Origin of the sequence: Cupriavidus basilensis (assembly GCF_008801925.2) — a bacterium.
Taxonomy (GTDB): domain Bacteria; phylum Pseudomonadota; class Gammaproteobacteria; order Burkholderiales; family Burkholderiaceae; genus Cupriavidus; species Cupriavidus basilensis.
In genome coordinates this window covers 47,543-64,418 of the sequence record NZ_CP062805.1, presented here as the reverse complement: position 1 = coordinate 64,418, position 16,876 = coordinate 47,543, and the positions used below count along the sequence as shown (strand labels likewise).

The following is a 16,876-nucleotide window of genomic DNA, read 5'->3' as shown; positions in this document are numbered from 1 at the left end:
CATGGCCGCGCAGCGCGTGCGGGGGCGCGCGCCGGGATGGGAACCGCAAGCCGCGGTGCTGGCCAGCGCCTCAGCGCACTGGCTGCGCGCGACAACTTTGGGCACAGCCGACGACGAGCGGCTACTTGCACAGCGAAGAGGATGCGCGGCATGAAGCTACTCAGGAGCGGCATCGGATCGGCTGGGGCAGCAAGAAATAGCAGCCTGCGCCGAACCTTCACCATCGTGAAATTTCGGCGCCATCCCATTGATACAAGCTTCCGTTCAAGTTTTTGGTCGCATCAAGGCGATTAATTGCATTTTATAAGAGCTGCTTACGGAACATGAGGGGTAAGCGTCCAGTTCTTCCGCCTTGAATCGATCCACGGGATCCTGCATCGTCCCCACGATGGAGGATCGTGGGGACGATGGATCGAGTGTCGACAACTATCGAGCGGCCGCGCCGCAGAGAGTACAGCGCCGAGTTCAAGGCGACGGTACTGGAGCAAGCTCGCCAGCCTGGGGCATCGGTAGCCGGCGTGGCGCTCAGCCATGGGCTGCACCCGAACATGGTGCACAGATGGGTCAGAGAGGAACGTGAACGCCAGATGCGGGCAACGCAGCGCGAGGGCCGTGCGTTTATTCCACTGCATGTTCAGCCTTTGACACCAACCATGCAGCCGGCCTAGGCGGTCCCATGCGAGACGCCAGCTCCGGTAGCTCCCGACGCCATCCGCATCGAGATCCAGCGCCCAGGCGGCACGCTGGTTGTGCACTGGCCTCTGTCAGCGGCACAGCAATGTGCCCAACTGCTTCGGGACTGGCTGCGATGATCCGCATCGACGCGCTGTGGTTGGCCGTCGAGCCCATCGACATGCGTGCCGGCACCGAGCGGCTGCTGGCGCGCGTGGTACAGGTCTTCGGCGCAGCCCAGTCTCATCACGCCTACCTGTTTGCGAACGCCCGCCACACCCGCGTCAAGCTATTGATACATGACGGCTTTGGCGTGTGGTGCGCCGCTCGCCGCCTCAACCAGGGACGATTTGTCTGGCCTGCGGTACAGGCCGGCGCCACCGGCGCACAACTGACGCAGGCGCAGTTCGACGCCCTGGTCCTCGGCCTGCCTTGGCAGCGCCTGGAGGACCTGCGCGCCATTACGCGGATATGAGGATGATCACGGCGCGTTGACAGCATAAATCCGGATGGTGGTAGTGCCCGGTGGCTGGCACGATGGCTCCATGCTGAACCTGCGCCAACTACAAGATCAAGGCCTTCAGGACCTCGCGCCCGAGGACGTGCTGGCATTGGCGCAGCAGATGCTCGCACACATTCAGCAGCAGGAACGCGAGATCAAGCTCAAGGACGTCAAGATCGAGAAGATCACCTTCGAGCTGGCGCGACTCAAGGCCTGGAAGTTCGGGGCCAAGACCGAGGCGATGAGCGCTGAGCAGCGCCGGCTGTTCGAGGAGTCCCTGGCCGAGGACGAGGCCAGTCTGCAAGCGCAGTTACAGCAGGCCAAGGGCGAGCCCTCTGTTGAAGACAACACCAGGTCCACGCGCAAGCCCCGTCGCCAGCCACTGCCGGCCCACCTGCGCCGAGTCGAGCATCACCACGAACCCGAGGATACTCACTGCCCAACACCGGGCTGTGGACGGACCATGGTACGCGTGGGTGAGGACGTCAGCGAGAAGCTGGATATCGTGCCGGCGGAGTTCTTCGTGCACCGCCACATCTATGGCAAGTGGGCCTGCCGCTGCTGCCAACGCCTGGTGCAGGAACCCGTCGAACCCCAGATCATCGACGGTGGGCTGCCTGCAGCCGGGCTGGTGGCGCACACGCTGATCAGCCGCTTCGTCGACCATCGGCCTTACTACCGGCAGGAGACGATCAACGCCCGTTCGGGCGTACACACGCCGCGCTCAACACTGGCTGCCTGGTCCGGGCGTGCTGGTGCGGCGCTTGAACCGCTCTATGAAGCGCACAAGCGCTTCGTACTTGCAGCAAGGGGGCTGCACGCCGACGAGACGCCGGTGGCATTGCTCGACCCGGGAGCCGGCAAGACCAAGCGAGCGTACGTCTGGGCCTACTCGCGCGGCGCCTTCGATCCACTGCCTGGCGTGATCTACGACTTCTGTATTGGCCGAGGCGCGCAGTACCCGATTGCCTTCCTGGGAGGTGCTAGCGAAGACCGCAACGAGCGATGTTGGCAAGGTACCTTGGTGCGCGACGAATACGCTGCCTATGACAGCGTGTTGCAAGCCAGCCCCGGTCGCGTAGCGGCGGGATGTCTTGCTCATGCCCGACGTCGGTACGACGAACTGCTGCGGAACCAGGGCAACAGCACGGTCGCCCCAGAGGCGCTGCGTCGCATCGCGCAGATCTACCGTCTTGAGCGCGAGCTCGCCACGCTGAGCAGCGAGCAACGTCAGGCCAGGAGGCACAGCGACGCCAAGCCGCTGTGGGAGCAACTGCATGCCTGGCTGCAACTGGAGCGGTCACGTGTGCCTGAGGGCAGCATCACAGCCAAGGCGCTCGACTACAGCCTCAAGAACTGGCCGACGCTGACGCACCACCTCCTCGATGGAGAGGTCAGTGTGGACAACAACAGCCTAGAAAATCTGATCCGCCCCTGGGCCCTAGGAAGGCGCTCGTGGTTGTTCGCTGGCAGCGAACTGGCCGGTCAGCGCGCCGCGGTCGTGATGAGCCTGGTGCAATCAGCCAGGCTGCAAGGGCACGATCCATGGGCCTACATCACCGATGTGCTGACCCGCCTGCCCACCCATCTGAACAGCCGCATCGACGAGCTGCTTCCCCACAACTGGCGTCCCGCACGCTGAGCGCGTCTGCTCAATCACGCGACAAGTGCGGATCTGACCCAATAGGACTGGGGTCATAGAGTCGCTTTTACAGCAGGTACTCCAGCGCCCGGATGCCGGCGCCCGCTTGTCATTGCGATTCGTCTCGATTTGCCTCGACCAGCCCACGCGTGTAAGGACCGCCGGGCAGCCGTCAAAAAAGCGCTGTGCAGACACGGCATCGAAAGACTCCAGAAGAGACCGAACACTACGGTCCTGGACGCGACCTCCGTAGTCTCTACTGGGGCCAGGCCCCAACACCTTGACTGCTCTCGGGAGAGCTAGCGTTCTCTTCGCTGCGTCGGACCCGTCGCGATGAAAGGATGCTTAGAAAGCGGTGAAGCCCGTCAATGCGGATATCTCGCGCGTTGTCCGCAAGACCGGTATCAGGACAGGTGGAGGTTGATCGGTGCGAGTTTAACTTGATAGGACTGGGTGAACGATGACCTCATGTCCACGCGTCGCGGGCGCTCAAAGTGAGCGCTCATCTCATGGAAGAGCGCGCATCATGTTTGTTGAGGAAGCACAACAGCGCTAGGCCGGTCAATGCCGCTGCTGCTTCGATTCCAAGCAACATTCGAACGAGATCATTTGGCCAACCGTCAGCGGAAATGCTGACCAGCCGCCCGAGCACCAGGCCGCTGGTGAACACGACGTTGATCCACATCGCGGGCTTTCGCCACGCCTTCGAGAGTAGACCCAGGGCCAGCAACAGACTGATACCGAGATGCATGCCACCGTAGTTGGCACGGATCTCATTGAAGGCATTCACCGAATGGGGTTGCATATCGAGGCCCGCCATTGCCGTAACGGGGTCGTGAAACGTATGCAAGCCAATTAGCAGGAAAGCCAGTGCCGAAACGGCCAGGTATATTTGAGAGAGGCGATGCATGAGTTGGCTCTCAGGTAGCGGATGTTGACGGAGTGGGTGTCGACTCACTGCCGGTCGGCTCGTTCCTGTCCACCGTCCATGTGTGGATGGGTTCATGACCACGGCGCACCCATTCCGGCGGCCGCCACAGGTGTTGCAGTCGCTGCCACACGGGCCCCGGTGACATCACGTCACGCCACATGTCGACAAACTCGTGGAGATTCAGCACCAGGATATTGTAGGACTTAATCTGTTGGGTGATGCCGTATTGCACCGTCTCCCGTTCTTCTTCGAAAGTGCCAAACATGCGATCGAAAATGATCAACATGCCACCGTAGTTCTTGTCGATATATTGGTCGTTTCGGCCATGATGGGCACGGTGATGGGACGGTGTATTGAAGATGTACTCAATCCAGCCAGGAAGGCGGCGGATCAGTTCGGTATGAATGAAATACTGATAGGACAGATTCACGGCCAGGATGAGTGCGACTGCGGCCGGCGGCACACCGAGGAGCACGGGAGGAAGGAAAAAGATGAAACTCCCAGCGACCACATTGAGCATCGATTGTCGTGCCGCCGTAGTGAAGTTCATGCTCTCGCCGGTATGATGAACGACGTGCGCCGCCCAAAACCAGCGGATTCGATGGCTGGCGCGATGAAACCAGTAGTAGCAGAACTCGACCGACAGAATGATTGGGAGAATGGTCCAACCGTCCACCGGGATATCAAACAAACGTTTTGAATATACCCACGCATAGATGGATCCTGTCACAAGAGCCACTCCCAGGGGCTCCATGATCTGGTAAGTGGTGCCCAATGCGATGTTCGCCCACACCTCCTTCCAGTTCAGTGTCGATTCGGCTCTACGCCTTCGATTGATCAGGGTCTCGAGACTGAATGCAATGATGAAGAGAGGAACCATGCTGAGCATGAACGCCTGCTTCCAATCCACGGACTTCCCAAATATGGAATGCAGCCAGTTCATCATATCGGACGGCAATTTAGACTCCTGTTCGCTTGGCTTGCCGACAGTTTGATCAAACTGGTGACCCTCCGCATTGACAGTCCTCGACACTTTCTTGACACTTCGCGACATTGTTCATTGTCATCCCATGTCCGCGCCCACCGCTTACTACGCCAGCACCTACGTGAACCTGCTTTTCGACTACTTGCAGGACCAAGGGCTGGATGCCGTGCATGTGCTGGGGGAATCCAGCCCTAATTGCCAGGAAGTGCGACTCTACGCGCTCGATCACTGGCGGCGTTTGCTTGAGCGTGCCGCCGAGGTTTGCAATGATCCGCTCCTCGGATTGCACGTTGGCCAGCGCATTGCGCCTGCGCATCTCGGCGTGCTTGGATACGCACTTGGGGCTTGCCCTGACGTCGGGGCTGTCTTGCAACGCTGGCAACAGTACGACCGTGTGGTTGCAAACGTAACGCCGGCGGAGCTAAGAACCGAAGGTAAGTCCGTCGTGATGACGTGGCCCCGTTCGACGGAACCAACGGGGCCGCTCGTTGACGAAACGGCCTTGGCTGCGATGACCCGTTTCACGCGAGCCATGACAGATGGTGATGTGAGGCTGGAGGAGGTGTGCTTTGTTAACGCAACACCTCAAGACACCACCCCTTATCTTGCATACTTCGGCTGCCCGGTGAAGTTCGACCAACCGGAGACGAGTCTGCGCTTCCCCGCCGACCTTTTGCAGGCGCCTCTGCGTCAACCTGATGAAGCGCTACTGCGAATCATGGAGCTTCAGGTACAGGCTGTGTTGGGTGCCATGCCGAAGATGGATGACATGGAACATGCCATCAGGCAAGCGGTAGCCGGGCTCGCGCGTCAAGGCGAAGTGAGCCTTGAAACAGTGGCTTCCTCCATGCACATGACCCCCCGCACGTTGCAGCGGCGACTCGACAAACTGGGTCTGAAATTTCGCGAGCTACGTGACGACACGAGACGCCGGATTGCAGAGAATTACCTAAAAGATCCACGGCTTTCGCTCGCTGAGGTGGCCTGGATACTTGGGTACTCGGAGCACAGTGCATTTACTCGCGCATTCCGGAGATGGACATCGCAGAGCCCGCAAGCCTGGCGCCGCGAAATGGATGCGTGATCCGCTACGGGCAACAACGCAGTCGCCCATGTGATTGCAGCGCTGAAGGTTTTAGGCTGGCCTCCTGGGCCCAAGTCCCAAGCTCTCGCACCGGGTTGCATGGCCTTCCATCGCCGCTACGGCGGAGTAAGCGACCCGCCCTGGCCCGTCGCCTCACGTGGCGGAGAAGCTGTTGAGCTTCTACCCGACTCATCTTTGAGACGACGGGAAAGCAGGTACTTCCATGCCGTCTACTTACTGCGAATCACCTCGGTGATTGGCTCGAAATAGCAACCATATTTGACATCGCCTACCGTGTCACTCATTTGCATCTCCGCTGTGTTGACGCGAGCCTGGATCCCATCTGTGACGACCTGCGGGTCAGCGGCTTCGCAGTTATAGAGTGCCAGGTACTGCCACGGATGAGGCCCCGCTTTTCGCTGCTGCTCCGTGCGACTGAAGCGCTGTGCACTCACCACGCCCGGTACACGCAACACGTCTGGAAGGTGCTGCTCGGTATACCAGCGATTGAACTCTTCTTCACGCCCCGGAACCGCGTTCGTGAGTACCAAATAGGTGAACTTGACCATTCTTATCTCCTTAAGGTTATTGAAGTACAGGGAATGTCCAGCGGCCGATGCCCTGTGACGCGCCCGTGATGGGTATGTGTTGACTGGCGAGTCCCTTGTTCACGTGGTCCTCTTTGCTGGAACCCGCGCTTTGGCATTCCGGCGGTTTCGGCGCTTGAGAGAAAGGGTGTGGCCCAACGCTTCCATCAAACGACGCAAGCCCGTAGACGTTCCCGTTCGATGCTGGGAAATCTATGCTGCAACCTTTCGTCCCCGTGTAAGGGGACAACCGGGAAGAAGGCGACGGAGCAAGCTCCAATCGCCAGTGAACAGAGTTCTCCGAAAACTTCAACGAGCGGATGTGCGTGAATTTCGTATCAAGTCTGCGGCCTTCTCTGCCATGGCCATAATGGGAAGGTTCGTGTTCCCACTGATGATCGTGGGCATCACAGATCCATCAATTACTCTCAAATTCTCAACCCCGCGAACTTTCAACTCCTCATCAACAACAGCGTTGTCGTCGACTCCCATGCGACACGTGCCAACCGGGTGATAGATGGTTTCCGCATGCGAGCGTATCCATGCCTTACGGGCTGCACCGGTGGAGAAAGCATCGATGTCGAGCCTTCGTTTGATGTACTTCCGGAGCGCCGGCTGGTCGACAATCTCGCACGTGCGTTCCACGCCGCGCACCAAACTCTCCAGGTCAGACTCGTCTGAGAGGAAGCGAGGGTCGATTCGGGGAGAAGCGGACGGATCTGAGGAACGCAGTCGCAGCACGCCTCTACTTTTTGGACGCAGCTGGCATACGCGGACTGCAAATCCGTGGGGAACTTTTTCGTTCGGCGGTGGATTACGCATCGCAATGATCAGATGGGCCTGCCACTCAGGCAGATCCGGATTTCCGCCGGAGCTGTAGAATGCTCCTGCCTCAACGCCTTGAGAGGAAGCCGGCCCGCCTCCTGAAAGAAGATAGCGAGCTCCTGCCATTCCGCCTCTTACCAGGCCGATATAGGGCGTAAGCGTATTGGGCTGCGACGCTTCTAAGCGAATCGCGCAATCAAGATGGTCCTGAAGGTTCTCACCGACGCCTTGCAGATCGACCACGGGAGCGATACCAATCGACTGCAGATGTTTGGCCGGTCCGATCCCCGACAGCATCAGGAGTTGCGGTGAGGCAATGGCTCCTGCTGTCAGAATCACTTCCCGGTCCGCGCGAAGCTCCACCTCCTCCCATCCATCCTCAATCACTACGCCTTGCGCTCGCTTTCCAGCAAGGAGAATCCTGCGGACTTTACAGTTCGCCATTAATGTCAGATTGGATCGGTTACCTGCTCGATCCAGGTAACGATAAGCGCCGGATCGCTTTCCCTCGGCAATCGTAAGCTCGTAGAATCCTGCGCCTACCTGCGACGCGCCATTGAATCCGTTGTTCTCGGGCATACCGGCAGATACTGCGCTCTCTATGAACGAAGTCGATATGGCGTTTTGCTGCGTGCCGTATGACAGGCGAATCGGACCCGCGTACCCGCGATCGTCATTCCTCGCCTTCGTTACCAGTGATGCATCCTCAATCTTTCGAAAATAAGGACGAAGGGATTCATAGTCCCAGCCCGACAGGCCCTGAGATGCCCAGTTGTCGTAATCGGATCGGTTCCCCCGGATAGCAATCATGGAATTGATCGAGGATGAACCGCCCACCACCTTGCCCCGGGGTATATAAATATTCCGATTGTCCAGCTGTGTCTGGGGCTCCGTCCAATAGCGCCAGTTGAATTTTTGACTCTTATAGAGAACCCGGATCCCTGCCGGCATCTGAACAAAGATGGATGACGCGGGAGCGCCCGCCTCTATCAGCAGTACCTTGACGCTGGGATCTTCACTCAGCCGAGAAGCGAGAACACACCCTGCCGAGCCGGCGCCGATAACAATGTAGTCGTATGTAGCGGTTTTCATAATCAGGAGATCACTCAACGCGAGCCGATGCCTTGAGCGCCATGCGCACGCGGCGAATGTGCTCGTCCGACTGTCCGAGCTCGTCAATCGGTACTCGTGACGTTTCAGGAGACGCCAAGATGGCAAAAATAGACAACACCGCGCCTCCCATCATGAAATAGGCGGGTGATGAAGGGTTTCCGGTCAGCTTCGTCAGAGAAGCGCTGATTAAAGGAGCGGTGCCGCCAAATAGCACCATGGCCATGTTGTAGCCTATCGACATGGCGCTGTAGCGTGTGCGTGTCGGAAACAGCTCCGTCATCATGCAGAACGGCGCGCTGCCATACATCCCTATCAGTACACCGACGCTAGCCATCGTGGCAATTACCACCTCTGGTGTCGAGCCCACGACGATCCGGAACAAAGGAAGCGCAACGACGAGGTATGCCAATGCCGCCGTAAAGGCGACGGGTCGTCGACCCACGCGGTCGGATAGCGCTGCAGCGAATGGGATCACAATCACTGAACCCAGAAAGGCCAGGCCGGACGCCGCTAGAGCTTGCCCGCTACTCAACCGACCAGTTGACACGAGATATGACGGGAGATACGCCAGGATCAAGTAGTAAGGGATGCCGTGTGAGATCGCTACGCCAAGACATTTGACAATGCTTCGCCAGTCGTCACGAAGGGCCTCCCGCAATGGTGCTTGTGCCGCGCCCTCGCGTTCCAAGTGCAACCGGAATGCCGGTGTTTCCTCGATGCGCAGCCGCAGCCAGAACGCACCCAACCCAATCGGGCCAGCGATCAGGAAGGGCAATCGCCAGGCCCATGCCTCAACTGCCGTCTGACCAAAAATGCTGGTGATCGCCAGAACAAGACCGGATCCGCTCAACGCACCAATTCCAGCCGACATACCAAAGAACCCGATCACAACGCCACGCCGGCGTGTCGGGGCGTACTCGGCAAGGAATGCGAGTGCTCCACCTGCTTCGCCTCCCGCGGAAAATCCCTGAATCATGCGTAGGGCTACCAGCAGCAAAGGAGCGGCGATGCCAATCGCCTCGTATCCCGGTAGGACACCGACCAACACCGTCGAAACGCTGATCAAACCAACGACAATCGCGAGCGTATCGCGCCGTCCAAGCCGGTCTCCCAGCGATCCAAAAAACAGAGCGCCGAGTGGTCGGGTAACGAATGCGACGGAGAATGCCGCGAAAGCCGCTATCAGGCTAACGATCGGGTCGCTGCTTGGGAAGAACACCTTCGCCAGGGTGGCGGATAGATAGCCATACAACGAGTAGTCAAACCACTCCAGCATGTTTCCCACGGCGGCACCGGAGATCGGCTTGAGAACATCCCGGACCCGCTGGGGGGTGGGGGTCGAACCTCTTCGGGGATGATGTTGCATTGATTTTGTCTCCACTTCTATAAGCAATGTTTGAAAAACCGAAGCGCGCTTACTCTTATTTGTCGTAAATATTAGGTAGCCTACCTATTACAATCAAATAGGCGTTTACCCTCCCATCAACGAAGTCAGGTGGCTGATTTTGAGCCGCAAATGGCACTTTTACACTTTATCTTGACAGACCATCGTGGCGACCTATGCTCCATGTAATCGATTGCATCGTGGAATGGGCTATGCGCCGATGCGAACGAGTGTTGAAAGACCTGCTTTTTTCTTGCGGTGGCCCCCCTAACTAAAGTCGATCACCCCGGAGGTAGCTATGTCACTGATGGCAGCGGTACGCGAGGCGTTCAATCAATGGGAGCGCTTTCGATTCATGTCGATGTTCGAGTACCTCAGTGCCGAGTTAGGGGAGAGCTGGAGCCTATTTATTTGATTTGTAGGCTGCCAAAGCGAGGTCGCTTCGGCTTTCTCGCTTGCCTTCTTGCACCGGCTTCACTGTCCCCCCGCGCCTCTTTAACAACGCGTCGTGAGGCTGCCCCCTTGGTCAGCGAGTGGTGGCGATCGCACACTTCTAACCCCACGTCCATGCGGGTGTTTTTTCACGCCTATGCATAGGTAAGAACCGAAGCCCTGCGATCCCGACCTCACGGAAGGTCCCGGCGTCAAAGGTGGCCTCCAGCAGGTCCCAAGCGGGCCTCCGGCCGCGCCTCACTCGGTACCGACCTCTGTCGTCAGCCAGCCCGGCCGGACCGCATATCTACCCTGGGACGAGCTATAACAACCAGAAGGCAAACAGTCCTCGCGCATACCCAGTGGGTCACCGGCGGCATATCTTGACCACTGAAATCGGCGGTCGCCCGCCTTCAGGCCAACTGGGCTCCCCCAGTCTAGCCACGCCCTCCTCTCCCACCCCTGGTCCCGCTCGAGATTTGTGACGCGAGGTCAATCCTCTGCACCGATTAGGGTAAACCCCTTTTGCACATAGTAGGTAGGCTACCTAATATGTACTCACAATTTCCCATCGGAGACATATTCATGACCGCCCCCCAAACCCCCACGCAGTCGACTGGCTGCCCGTTTCACGCGGCCTCACCTGCGCAGTCCACGTGTCCGATGCACGCTGGCGGGGACAGCGGCATCCCCGACTTTCCGCCCGAACGGGTCGATCCTTTGTCGCCGCCGCCGGTGTACTTCCAGATGCAGCAAGGAAGCGGCTTGGGGCAAGCTAGGCTCTGGGACGGAAAGATCGCCTGGCTGATTACGCGCTATGACGACGTCCGCTCGGTCCTGTCTGACCCTCGCTTTAGTTCTGACATTACGAATCCCGGCTATCCCACTGTCAGTGCTGCAATGAAAGTTGCCCGGGGTAGTAACCGGACCTTCATCACCATGGATGCACCCAAGCATGCAGAGCATCGGCGCATGCTGACAGGTGAATTCTCGATCCGCAAAATCGAGGCCCTTCGCCCGCGGATTCAGGCGATCGTAGACAAGCTGCTGGACGACTTCGCAACAAAGCCTCAACCCTCCGACCTGGTTAGCGCCTTTACGTTGGCTACGCCGGCATTGGCGATCTCAGAGTTGCTTGGCGTTCCGTACGAAGACCATGACTTCTTTCAGGAACTGGCGATGGTCCTGACGTCGAGTAGTGCGACGCTTGAGGAGGCCATCGCCGCAAATCATGAGTTGTGCGAGGTGTACCTGAAGGGCCTGGTGGCGAAGAGATCGGAGAACCCCGGGGAAGATATCCTCAGCCGCCTCATCGTCAATCACGTACGAAAGGGCGATATCACCGAAACGGACGTTGTTTCCCTTGCAAGGCTCTTGCTGATTGCCGGCCACGAGACCACGGCGAATACGACCGCAATGGGAGTGCTTTTCCTCCTGCAACGACCGGATATCTGGAATGAGCTTCGACAAGACACAAGCCTCGTTCCAAATGCGGTGGAAGAAATTCTGCGCTATCTGGATGTCACACATTCAGGAAAGCGTCGTGTCGCGACCGAGGACATTGTCGTGAACGGACAAATGATCCAGGCGGGCGACCCCGTTGTAGTGCTGAGTGTCTCGGCCAATCGCGACAGCTCGAAATTTGAAGATCCGAATGTGTTCGACCTTCGCCGAGATTCAAGGACGCAGGTCTCGTTCGGATACGGCCCGCATCAGTGCATCGGTCAACCCCTCGCACGGCTCGAAATGCAGATCATGTTCACCGCCTTGCTGGAGCGGTTTCCGAACCTCGAGCTTGCTGTTCCCGTGGAAAGCCTTGAGTTCAAGGGCGATTCACTCATGTATGGCGTCAAGGAACTCCCTGTTCGCTGGTAATCCCGACTTAAATGAGAAGCATCATGAAAATCACAATCTACCCCGAAAAGTGCTGCGGTTCTGGTCAATGTGTCGTCAACGCGCCGGATCTGTTCGACCAAAAGGACAATGGCATCGTCATTCTCTTGAACGCAGAGCCGTCGGCTGACCAATTCGAATCAGCACGCCTGGCGGCTGGCATCTGCCCAGCGCTCGCCATCGAGATTCACGAGGATCAGTGATGAACTCCCCCGAGCACATCGTCGTTGCCGGCGCCTCGGCCGCCGGCATCACGGCAGCACGAGCGCTGCGCGCACAGGGCTGGGGAGGGCGGCTCACGCTGATTGGAAAGGAAGGCGGCATGCCCTATGACCGCCCTCCTCTTTCAAAGCGGCTGATGGCAGGAGAATGTCCGGTAGAGGCGCTCAACCTTGTGTCCGAAGACGGCATGAAGGCGCTGAACCTGCACTACCTGGACGGGACATCGGCCACCGGCCTCGATACGGACGCCAGTTCACTGCAACTCAGCAACGGCTCCACACTTCAATATGATCGCTTGCTGATCGCCACGGGCGCGGACGCTCGAGTGATTCCCAACCTCAGCCAGGCGGCGAACTGCTACAGCCTGCGCAACTTAAACGACGCGCTGGCGATTCGGGAACATCTGACTGCCGGAAAGCGGGTACTAGTAGTCGGCGCGGGCTTCATCGGCACAGAGTTAGCGGCGATTGCAAAGACCAGCGGCTGTGAGGTGACCGTCATCGACAAGTCGAAAGTTCCTCTCGGGGCGCGAGTCGGGGATATCGTTGGGAAGCGGATCGAAAAACTCCATGAAGCCAACGGCGTGGTTTTCCACAACGACTGCGAACTCAGGGAGGTGAAATGGCGTGACCGCACCATTACCGAAGTCCGCTTGGACACTGGGGTTGTGATTGCTTGCGACGTAATTGTTGTGGCTATCGGCGCAGTTCCCAGCGTGCAGTGGTGCAGCGGATTAAACATCCGCAGCGGCGTAGTCTGCAATGAATACTGTGAAGCAGCCCCGAACGTATATGCCGCCGGCGATGCTGCAGAGTGGTTTCACAAAGGCTACGGCGAGCACATGCGTATTGAACACCGGACGAATGCAAGCGAACAGGCGATGGCCGCGGCAAAGAACATGCTCGGCTCTCGCGTTGAATACGCTCCGCTGCCGTTCTTCTGGTCGGATCAGTACCAGGTCCAAATCCACAGCTACGGACGCATCGGCCCTCAATACACCGTTGAAGTTGTCGAAGGGGATCAACTGAAAGACGACTCCTGCATCTTTCGCTACTACCAGGGAGACGTTTTGATGGGCGTTCTTAGTTGGAACGCCAGTAGAAAAGCGCGTGAGCACATCAAGCCGTTGAAGGAGGAGTGGACGAAGAGCCACGCTCCAGCTGCGGTAGCAGGTTAAGGCTGTATTTCATAATAAAAGAGGAGACAACATGACAAAACCCGCTTCGGCTATCCGCAGAGCAGTCCTACTCTGCTCCCTGGCCCTGCCCTCCATCCTGTACGCCCAGCAATCTGGCCCGTTGCCGGTCCGGCTCTTTGTTGGCTACGGACCGGGCGGTGGCACCGACGTAGTTGCACGCGCAGTTGGCGAAGAGCTGGCAAAAATCTGGAATCGGCCCGTAATCGTCGAAAATCGGCCAGGCGCAAACGGGGCGATCGCCAGCAAGGCTGTCGCGCGAGCTGAACCGGACGGTTCGATCCTTCTGGTCATGCCCCCGTCCACGTTGATCATCGACGCAAACTTGCGCCCCACTGTTGCTGTCGATCCCACCAAGGAACTCACCCTTGTGAGCGGGCTAGCCGCAACCCCACTCGTTGTGGTGACCCCGGCTTCCGCGCCATACAACAACCTCGCTGACCTCATTAAGGCAGCTCGTGCGGCCAACGGGAAGTTCACGTACGGATGGGCCAACTTGGGCATGCGTGTCGGTATGGAGGAGTTCGCGCAAAAGACCGGGGTAAAGATGACCCCAGTCGGCTACAAGAGTGCTGGGCAAAGTGTCCCCGCTATCGTTTCAGGCGAGATCGATATGCTCATGATCGATATGGCACCGATCGCGCAACTCGTTAAGGCTGGAAAAGTGAAGGCCTTTGCCGTGTCGACGCCAGAACGCTCGCCTATGCTGCCAAACGTCCCTACATTCAAGGAAGCGGGGATTGACGTCCAGCTTACGGGAACCATCGCCCTGTATGCGCCTGCCAAGATGCCCCAGAACGCAATCAAAAAAATGCAGAGCGATGTCGCTACGATTTTGAAGAACGGCGAGCTTCGCACGCGGATGCAAGGCACTGGAATGGAAGTCATTACGCAGTCCCCGGAGGATTTCGAGGGCTACCTTAAGCAGCGCAAGAAGAGCATTGATGCAGTAATTAAGGTCGGTGATTTTAAGCTCGAATAGATCGACCTCCGTCACAAGCACAGAATTTCGTAGCTAACCTCTTAGTCATTGGAGTACACGCTGTGTATCCAGAATTATCCCTTTACATCAATGGCGAATTTCTCGGCATTGAAGGCCGGCGACACCAGGACGTAGTCAACCCTGCGACGGAGGAGGTCGTTGGGCGACTGCCGCTCGCCACCCGCGAGGACCTCGACACCGCCGTCGAGGCGGCTCATCGAGCTTTCCTGACGTGGCGCGACTCATCGCCTTTGGAACGCAGTGCAATCTTGCGTAAAGTTGCGGAGCTCGCCCGTCAAAGGGCGCCGGAAATCGGCCGCAACATGACCATTGACCAGGGGAAGCCTCTGCACGAAGCCGTGGGCGAAGTAACGGTTTGTGCAGAGCATGCGGACTGGCATGCAGAAGAGGCTCGGCGGATCTACGGCCGCGTGATCCCCAGCCGCAACCCTAACGTCCGCCAGCTCGTGCTACGTCAGCCGGTCGGAGTCTGCGCAGCCTTCACCCCTTGGAATTTTCCCTTCAATCAGGCGATCCGGAAAATCTCTGCCGCGCTTGGCGCAGGCTGTACGATCATTCTGAAGGGACCAGAAGAGACGCCGAGTGCCGTGCTGGCGATCGCTCAACTGTTCCATGATGCGGGCCTTCCTCCTGGTTGCTTAAACATTGTATTTGGCGTCCCGGCGGAGGTGTCAGCACACCTCATTGCATCTCCGCTGGTCCAGAAGATCTCCTTTACGGGGTCCACTGCTGTTGGCAAACAACTAGCAGCTCTCGCAGGATTCCATATGAAGCGAATCACTATGGAGCTTGGTGGTCACTCCCCTGCAATCGTCTTCGACGATGCGGATGTCGATACCGCCGCCGAGATGCTTGCAAACTACAAGCTGCGAAACGCTGGTCAGGTATGCGTCTCGCCCTCCCGCTTCTTCGTCCAGCGCGGGGCTTACGATAGGTTCCTCAGGCGTTTTACGGACGTCATTGGCGCAGTGCGGGTCGGCAACGGTATAGACAGCTCGACACAGATGGGACCGCTCGCAAACCAACGCCGTGTTGCTGCAATGGAAGGGTTGATTGCCGACTCCAAAGCGCGCGGCGGAAAGGTTGTCGTGGGAGGGACCAGGTGCAGCGACACAGGACATTTCTTCGCGCCCAGCGTCGTTATAGACATTTCAGACGACTCCATGCTCATGACTTGCGAGCCATTCGGCCCTGTCGCCCCGGTTGTAGCATTCGACGATCTGGATGAGGTGCTGGCACGGGCGAACAAACTGACTTACGGCCTGTCGTCTTACGTGTTTACCGAGTCAGCGAAGACAGCGCATGCTGTCTCTACCCGCCTTGAGGCCGGCATGGTCAACATCAACCACTTTGGAAGCGCTCTCGCCGAAACACCGTTTGGAGGCATTAAAGATAGCGGTATCGGGAGTGAGGGTGGGACCGAGACGTTCGACGGCTATCTCGTCACGAAATTTGTAACTCAAGTGTAGATCGGGGGCCGCAAAGGGCGATACGTCGCCCTTTCCCCCGAAGCTACGTTCCCAGTCAGGTTTTGGCGCCTAAGTGAGTGTTAGGCGCCTTTTTTATTAGCGTATAGGTCGCGGCAGTGCGGCCCATATTGGGCGATGCGGTTGCTCTCGGCGACTCTGACAACTCCCTGCATGGCTCCGCAGTTGCAGCGCAAGCGCGGCCGGCTAGCGATAAGCCTTCTCGAATCGTGTCGTCTTCCAGGAAGATTTCGTTGGTATTACTCGTGGTCCAGCCACGGTTCTCTTTTGAACATCTTATCGATGATGGGGAACATCGCGATCACCGTCTGCAACTCCTCGGGCGTCAATCCCTCCATGCGCTTGCCCAGTGCCGCCGTCCGCTGTGCGGCCAATTTGCCGGCCACAGCCCGGCCTTCATCAGTAATCTGAATCATGTTGTTGTACGAGCCGACGGGTGCGGAGCGCGCGATTAACTCGGCGTCGACCATCCGCCCGACAATCTGCGTCATCGTAGGCAATCTGACGCCTTCATTCCTGGCCAGATCGCTAACTCGCATCGGCCCTCTTACGAGCAATGCACTAAGAACAGCGCTCTGCGCGGGGGGCACGTGCGCCGCTCTCATTTCCCGCCGCAGCGCTACAACGATCCGCATCAAGCGGGGTCTAAGTTCGTCCGCAAGCATTTCAACCGTAGGTTCTGTCATGTCTACAAAAAGGGGGCAATCACTGAGCAGATGATATAACGATTCAGTGAAGAATGATCGCGCGAAGTACCTGGAGGCACCGAGTCGATATGGTCCGACTGGTGAGGGTAGCGACCACGCAGACAGCGGCGGCGCGTGAAGGGGTTCTGTGCCTGTGGCCGGGTAGCAACTCAAGGCCGGGCCTTGTCGCGTTCGTTCGCGATGGCCGGAGCACCAATCTTGATGGAGAGGGA

Annotated in this window: 15 protein-coding genes and 1 pseudogene; 10 read left to right on the top strand and 6 right to left on the bottom strand. The window is 58.3% G+C overall.

Annotation, left to right across the window (positions count from 1 at the left end):
* Nucleotide 1 precedes the first annotated feature (1 nt).
* From F7R26_RS41230 to tnpC, 4 genes and pseudogenes are all read left to right on the top strand, one after another.
* Nucleotides 2-200 (top strand): annotated as a pseudogene (locus F7R26_RS41230) (tyrosine-type recombinase/integrase); the annotation flags it as partial.
* Between the two features lie 207 nt (nucleotides 201-407).
* Nucleotides 408-668: an IS66-like element accessory protein TnpA gene (gene tnpA / locus F7R26_RS41225; RefSeq protein WP_233528040.1), complete on the top strand. Its 261-nt coding sequence runs from the start codon at nucleotides 408-410 to the stop codon at nucleotides 666-668.
* 140 nt (nucleotides 669-808) lie between these two features.
* Nucleotides 809-1,147 (top strand): IS66 family insertion sequence element accessory protein TnpB, encoded by a 339-nt coding sequence (tnpB, locus tag F7R26_RS35880; protein WP_058698242.1) that lies wholly within the window; start codon nucleotides 809-811, stop codon nucleotides 1,145-1,147.
* Between the two features lie 70 nt (nucleotides 1,148-1,217).
* Nucleotides 1,218-2,816: an IS66 family transposase gene (tnpC, locus tag F7R26_RS35875; protein WP_058698262.1), complete on the top strand. Its 1,599-nt coding sequence runs from the start codon at nucleotides 1,218-1,220 to the stop codon at nucleotides 2,814-2,816.
* Nucleotides 2,817-3,318: 502 nt separating this feature from the next.
* Here the strand turns inward: tnpC and F7R26_RS35870 are convergent.
* Nucleotides 3,319-3,726: a DUF4345 domain-containing protein gene (locus F7R26_RS35870; RefSeq protein ID WP_058698241.1), complete on the bottom strand. Its 408-nt coding sequence runs from the start codon at nucleotides 3,724-3,726 to the stop codon at nucleotides 3,319-3,321.
* A 10-nt stretch (nucleotides 3,727-3,736) separates the two neighbouring features.
* Nucleotides 3,737-4,801 carry a sterol desaturase family protein gene (locus tag F7R26_RS35865; RefSeq protein WP_327077466.1) on the bottom strand — a complete coding sequence of 355 codons (1,065 nt, stop codon included), beginning with the start codon at nucleotides 4,799-4,801 and terminating at the stop codon, nucleotides 3,737-3,739.
* Nucleotides 4,802-4,817: 16 nt separating this feature from the next.
* Between F7R26_RS35865 and F7R26_RS35860 the strand changes: the two genes are divergently transcribed.
* Nucleotides 4,818-5,816: an AraC family transcriptional regulator gene (locus tag F7R26_RS35860; protein WP_116318641.1), complete on the top strand. Its 999-nt coding sequence runs from the start codon at nucleotides 4,818-4,820 to the stop codon at nucleotides 5,814-5,816.
* 230 nt (nucleotides 5,817-6,046) lie between these two features.
* Here F7R26_RS35860 and F7R26_RS35855 read toward each other — a convergent pair whose 3' ends face one another.
* From F7R26_RS35855 to F7R26_RS35845, 3 genes are all read right to left on the bottom strand, one after another.
* On the bottom strand, nucleotides 6,047-6,385 hold the full coding sequence (locus F7R26_RS35855) for an EthD domain-containing protein (RefSeq protein ID WP_052495067.1): 339 nt from the start codon (nucleotides 6,383-6,385) through the stop codon (nucleotides 6,047-6,049).
* Nucleotides 6,386-6,712: 327 nt separating this feature from the next.
* Nucleotides 6,713-8,320, bottom strand: coding sequence for a GMC family oxidoreductase (locus F7R26_RS35850; RefSeq protein ID WP_058698260.1), 1,608 nt, complete (start codon nucleotides 8,318-8,320; stop codon nucleotides 6,713-6,715).
* A 10-nt stretch (nucleotides 8,321-8,330) separates the two neighbouring features.
* A complete protein-coding gene (locus F7R26_RS35845; protein WP_070940839.1) occupies nucleotides 8,331-9,707 on the bottom strand; it encodes an MFS transporter in 1,377 nt (458 codons plus the stop codon).
* Nucleotides 9,708-10,742: 1,035 nt separating this feature from the next.
* Here F7R26_RS35845 and F7R26_RS35840 point away from each other — a divergent pair.
* From F7R26_RS35840 to F7R26_RS35820, 5 genes are all read left to right on the top strand, one after another.
* The gene (locus F7R26_RS35840; protein ID WP_196765234.1) at nucleotides 10,743-12,032 is read left to right on the top strand and encodes a cytochrome P450; all 1,290 of its coding nucleotides are present in this window, start codon (nucleotides 10,743-10,745) and stop codon (nucleotides 12,030-12,032) included.
* 23 nt (nucleotides 12,033-12,055) lie between these two features.
* A complete protein-coding gene (locus F7R26_RS35835; RefSeq protein ID WP_043355325.1) occupies nucleotides 12,056-12,253 on the top strand; it encodes a ferredoxin in 198 nt (65 codons plus the stop codon).
* Nucleotides 12,253-13,449 (top strand): NAD(P)/FAD-dependent oxidoreductase, encoded by a 1,197-nt coding sequence (locus F7R26_RS35830; protein ID WP_058698238.1) that lies wholly within the window; start codon nucleotides 12,253-12,255, stop codon nucleotides 13,447-13,449. Before F7R26_RS35835 ends, F7R26_RS35830 begins: the two co-directional genes overlap by 1 nt.
* Before the next feature lie 31 nt (nucleotides 13,450-13,480).
* Complete coding sequence (locus F7R26_RS35825; protein ID WP_043355327.1) at nucleotides 13,481-14,449, top strand: Bug family tripartite tricarboxylate transporter substrate binding protein; 969 nt, start codon at nucleotides 13,481-13,483, stop codon at nucleotides 14,447-14,449.
* Between the two features lie 62 nt (nucleotides 14,450-14,511).
* Complete coding sequence (locus F7R26_RS35820) at nucleotides 14,512-15,939, top strand: NAD-dependent succinate-semialdehyde dehydrogenase (RefSeq protein ID WP_058698237.1); 1,428 nt, start codon at nucleotides 14,512-14,514, stop codon at nucleotides 15,937-15,939.
* 257 nt (nucleotides 15,940-16,196) lie between these two features.
* Here the strand turns inward: F7R26_RS35820 and F7R26_RS41220 are convergent, their stop codons facing one another.
* Nucleotides 16,197-16,562 carry a MarR family transcriptional regulator gene (locus tag F7R26_RS41220; protein WP_224040759.1) on the bottom strand — a complete coding sequence of 122 codons (366 nt, stop codon included), beginning with the start codon at nucleotides 16,560-16,562 and terminating at the stop codon, nucleotides 16,197-16,199.
* Nucleotides 16,563-16,876 lie beyond the last annotated feature (314 nt).

Excerpts from the sequence above, each read along its gene's own strand:
- tnpA (WP_233528040.1), top strand. The coding sequence starts at position 408 with ATGGATCGAGTGTCGACAACTATCGAGCGGCCGCGCCGCAGAGAGTAC.
- tnpB (WP_058698242.1), top strand. The coding sequence starts at position 809 with ATGATCCGCATCGACGCGCTGTGGTTGGCCGTCGAGCCCATCGACATG.
- tnpC (WP_058698262.1), top strand. The coding sequence starts at position 1,218 with ATGCTGAACCTGCGCCAACTACAAGATCAAGGCCTTCAGGACCTCGCG.
- F7R26_RS35870 (WP_058698241.1), bottom strand. The coding sequence starts at position 3,726 with ATGCATCGCCTCTCTCAAATATACCTGGCCGTTTCGGCACTGGCTTTC.
- F7R26_RS35865 (WP_327077466.1), bottom strand. The coding sequence starts at position 4,801 with ATGTCGCGAAGTGTCAAGAAAGTGTCGAGGACTGTCAATGCGGAGGGT.
- F7R26_RS35860 (WP_116318641.1), top strand. The coding sequence starts at position 4,818 with ATGTCCGCGCCCACCGCTTACTACGCCAGCACCTACGTGAACCTGCTT.
- F7R26_RS35855 (WP_052495067.1), bottom strand. The coding sequence starts at position 6,385 with ATGGTCAAGTTCACCTATTTGGTACTCACGAACGCGGTTCCGGGGCGT.
- F7R26_RS35850 (WP_058698260.1), bottom strand. The coding sequence starts at position 8,320 with ATGAAAACCGCTACATACGACTACATTGTTATCGGCGCCGGCTCGGCA.
- F7R26_RS35845 (WP_070940839.1), bottom strand. The coding sequence starts at position 9,707 with ATGCAACATCATCCCCGAAGAGGTTCGACCCCCACCCCCCAGCGGGTC.
- F7R26_RS35840 (WP_196765234.1), top strand. The coding sequence starts at position 10,743 with ATGACCGCCCCCCAAACCCCCACGCAGTCGACTGGCTGCCCGTTTCAC.
- F7R26_RS35835 (WP_043355325.1), top strand. The coding sequence starts at position 12,056 with ATGAAAATCACAATCTACCCCGAAAAGTGCTGCGGTTCTGGTCAATGT.
- F7R26_RS35830 (WP_058698238.1), top strand. The coding sequence starts at position 12,253 with ATGAACTCCCCCGAGCACATCGTCGTTGCCGGCGCCTCGGCCGCCGGC.
- F7R26_RS35825 (WP_043355327.1), top strand. The coding sequence starts at position 13,481 with ATGACAAAACCCGCTTCGGCTATCCGCAGAGCAGTCCTACTCTGCTCC.
- F7R26_RS41220 (WP_224040759.1), bottom strand. The coding sequence starts at position 16,562 with ATGAGAGCGGCGCACGTGCCCCCCGCGCAGAGCGCTGTTCTTAGTGCA.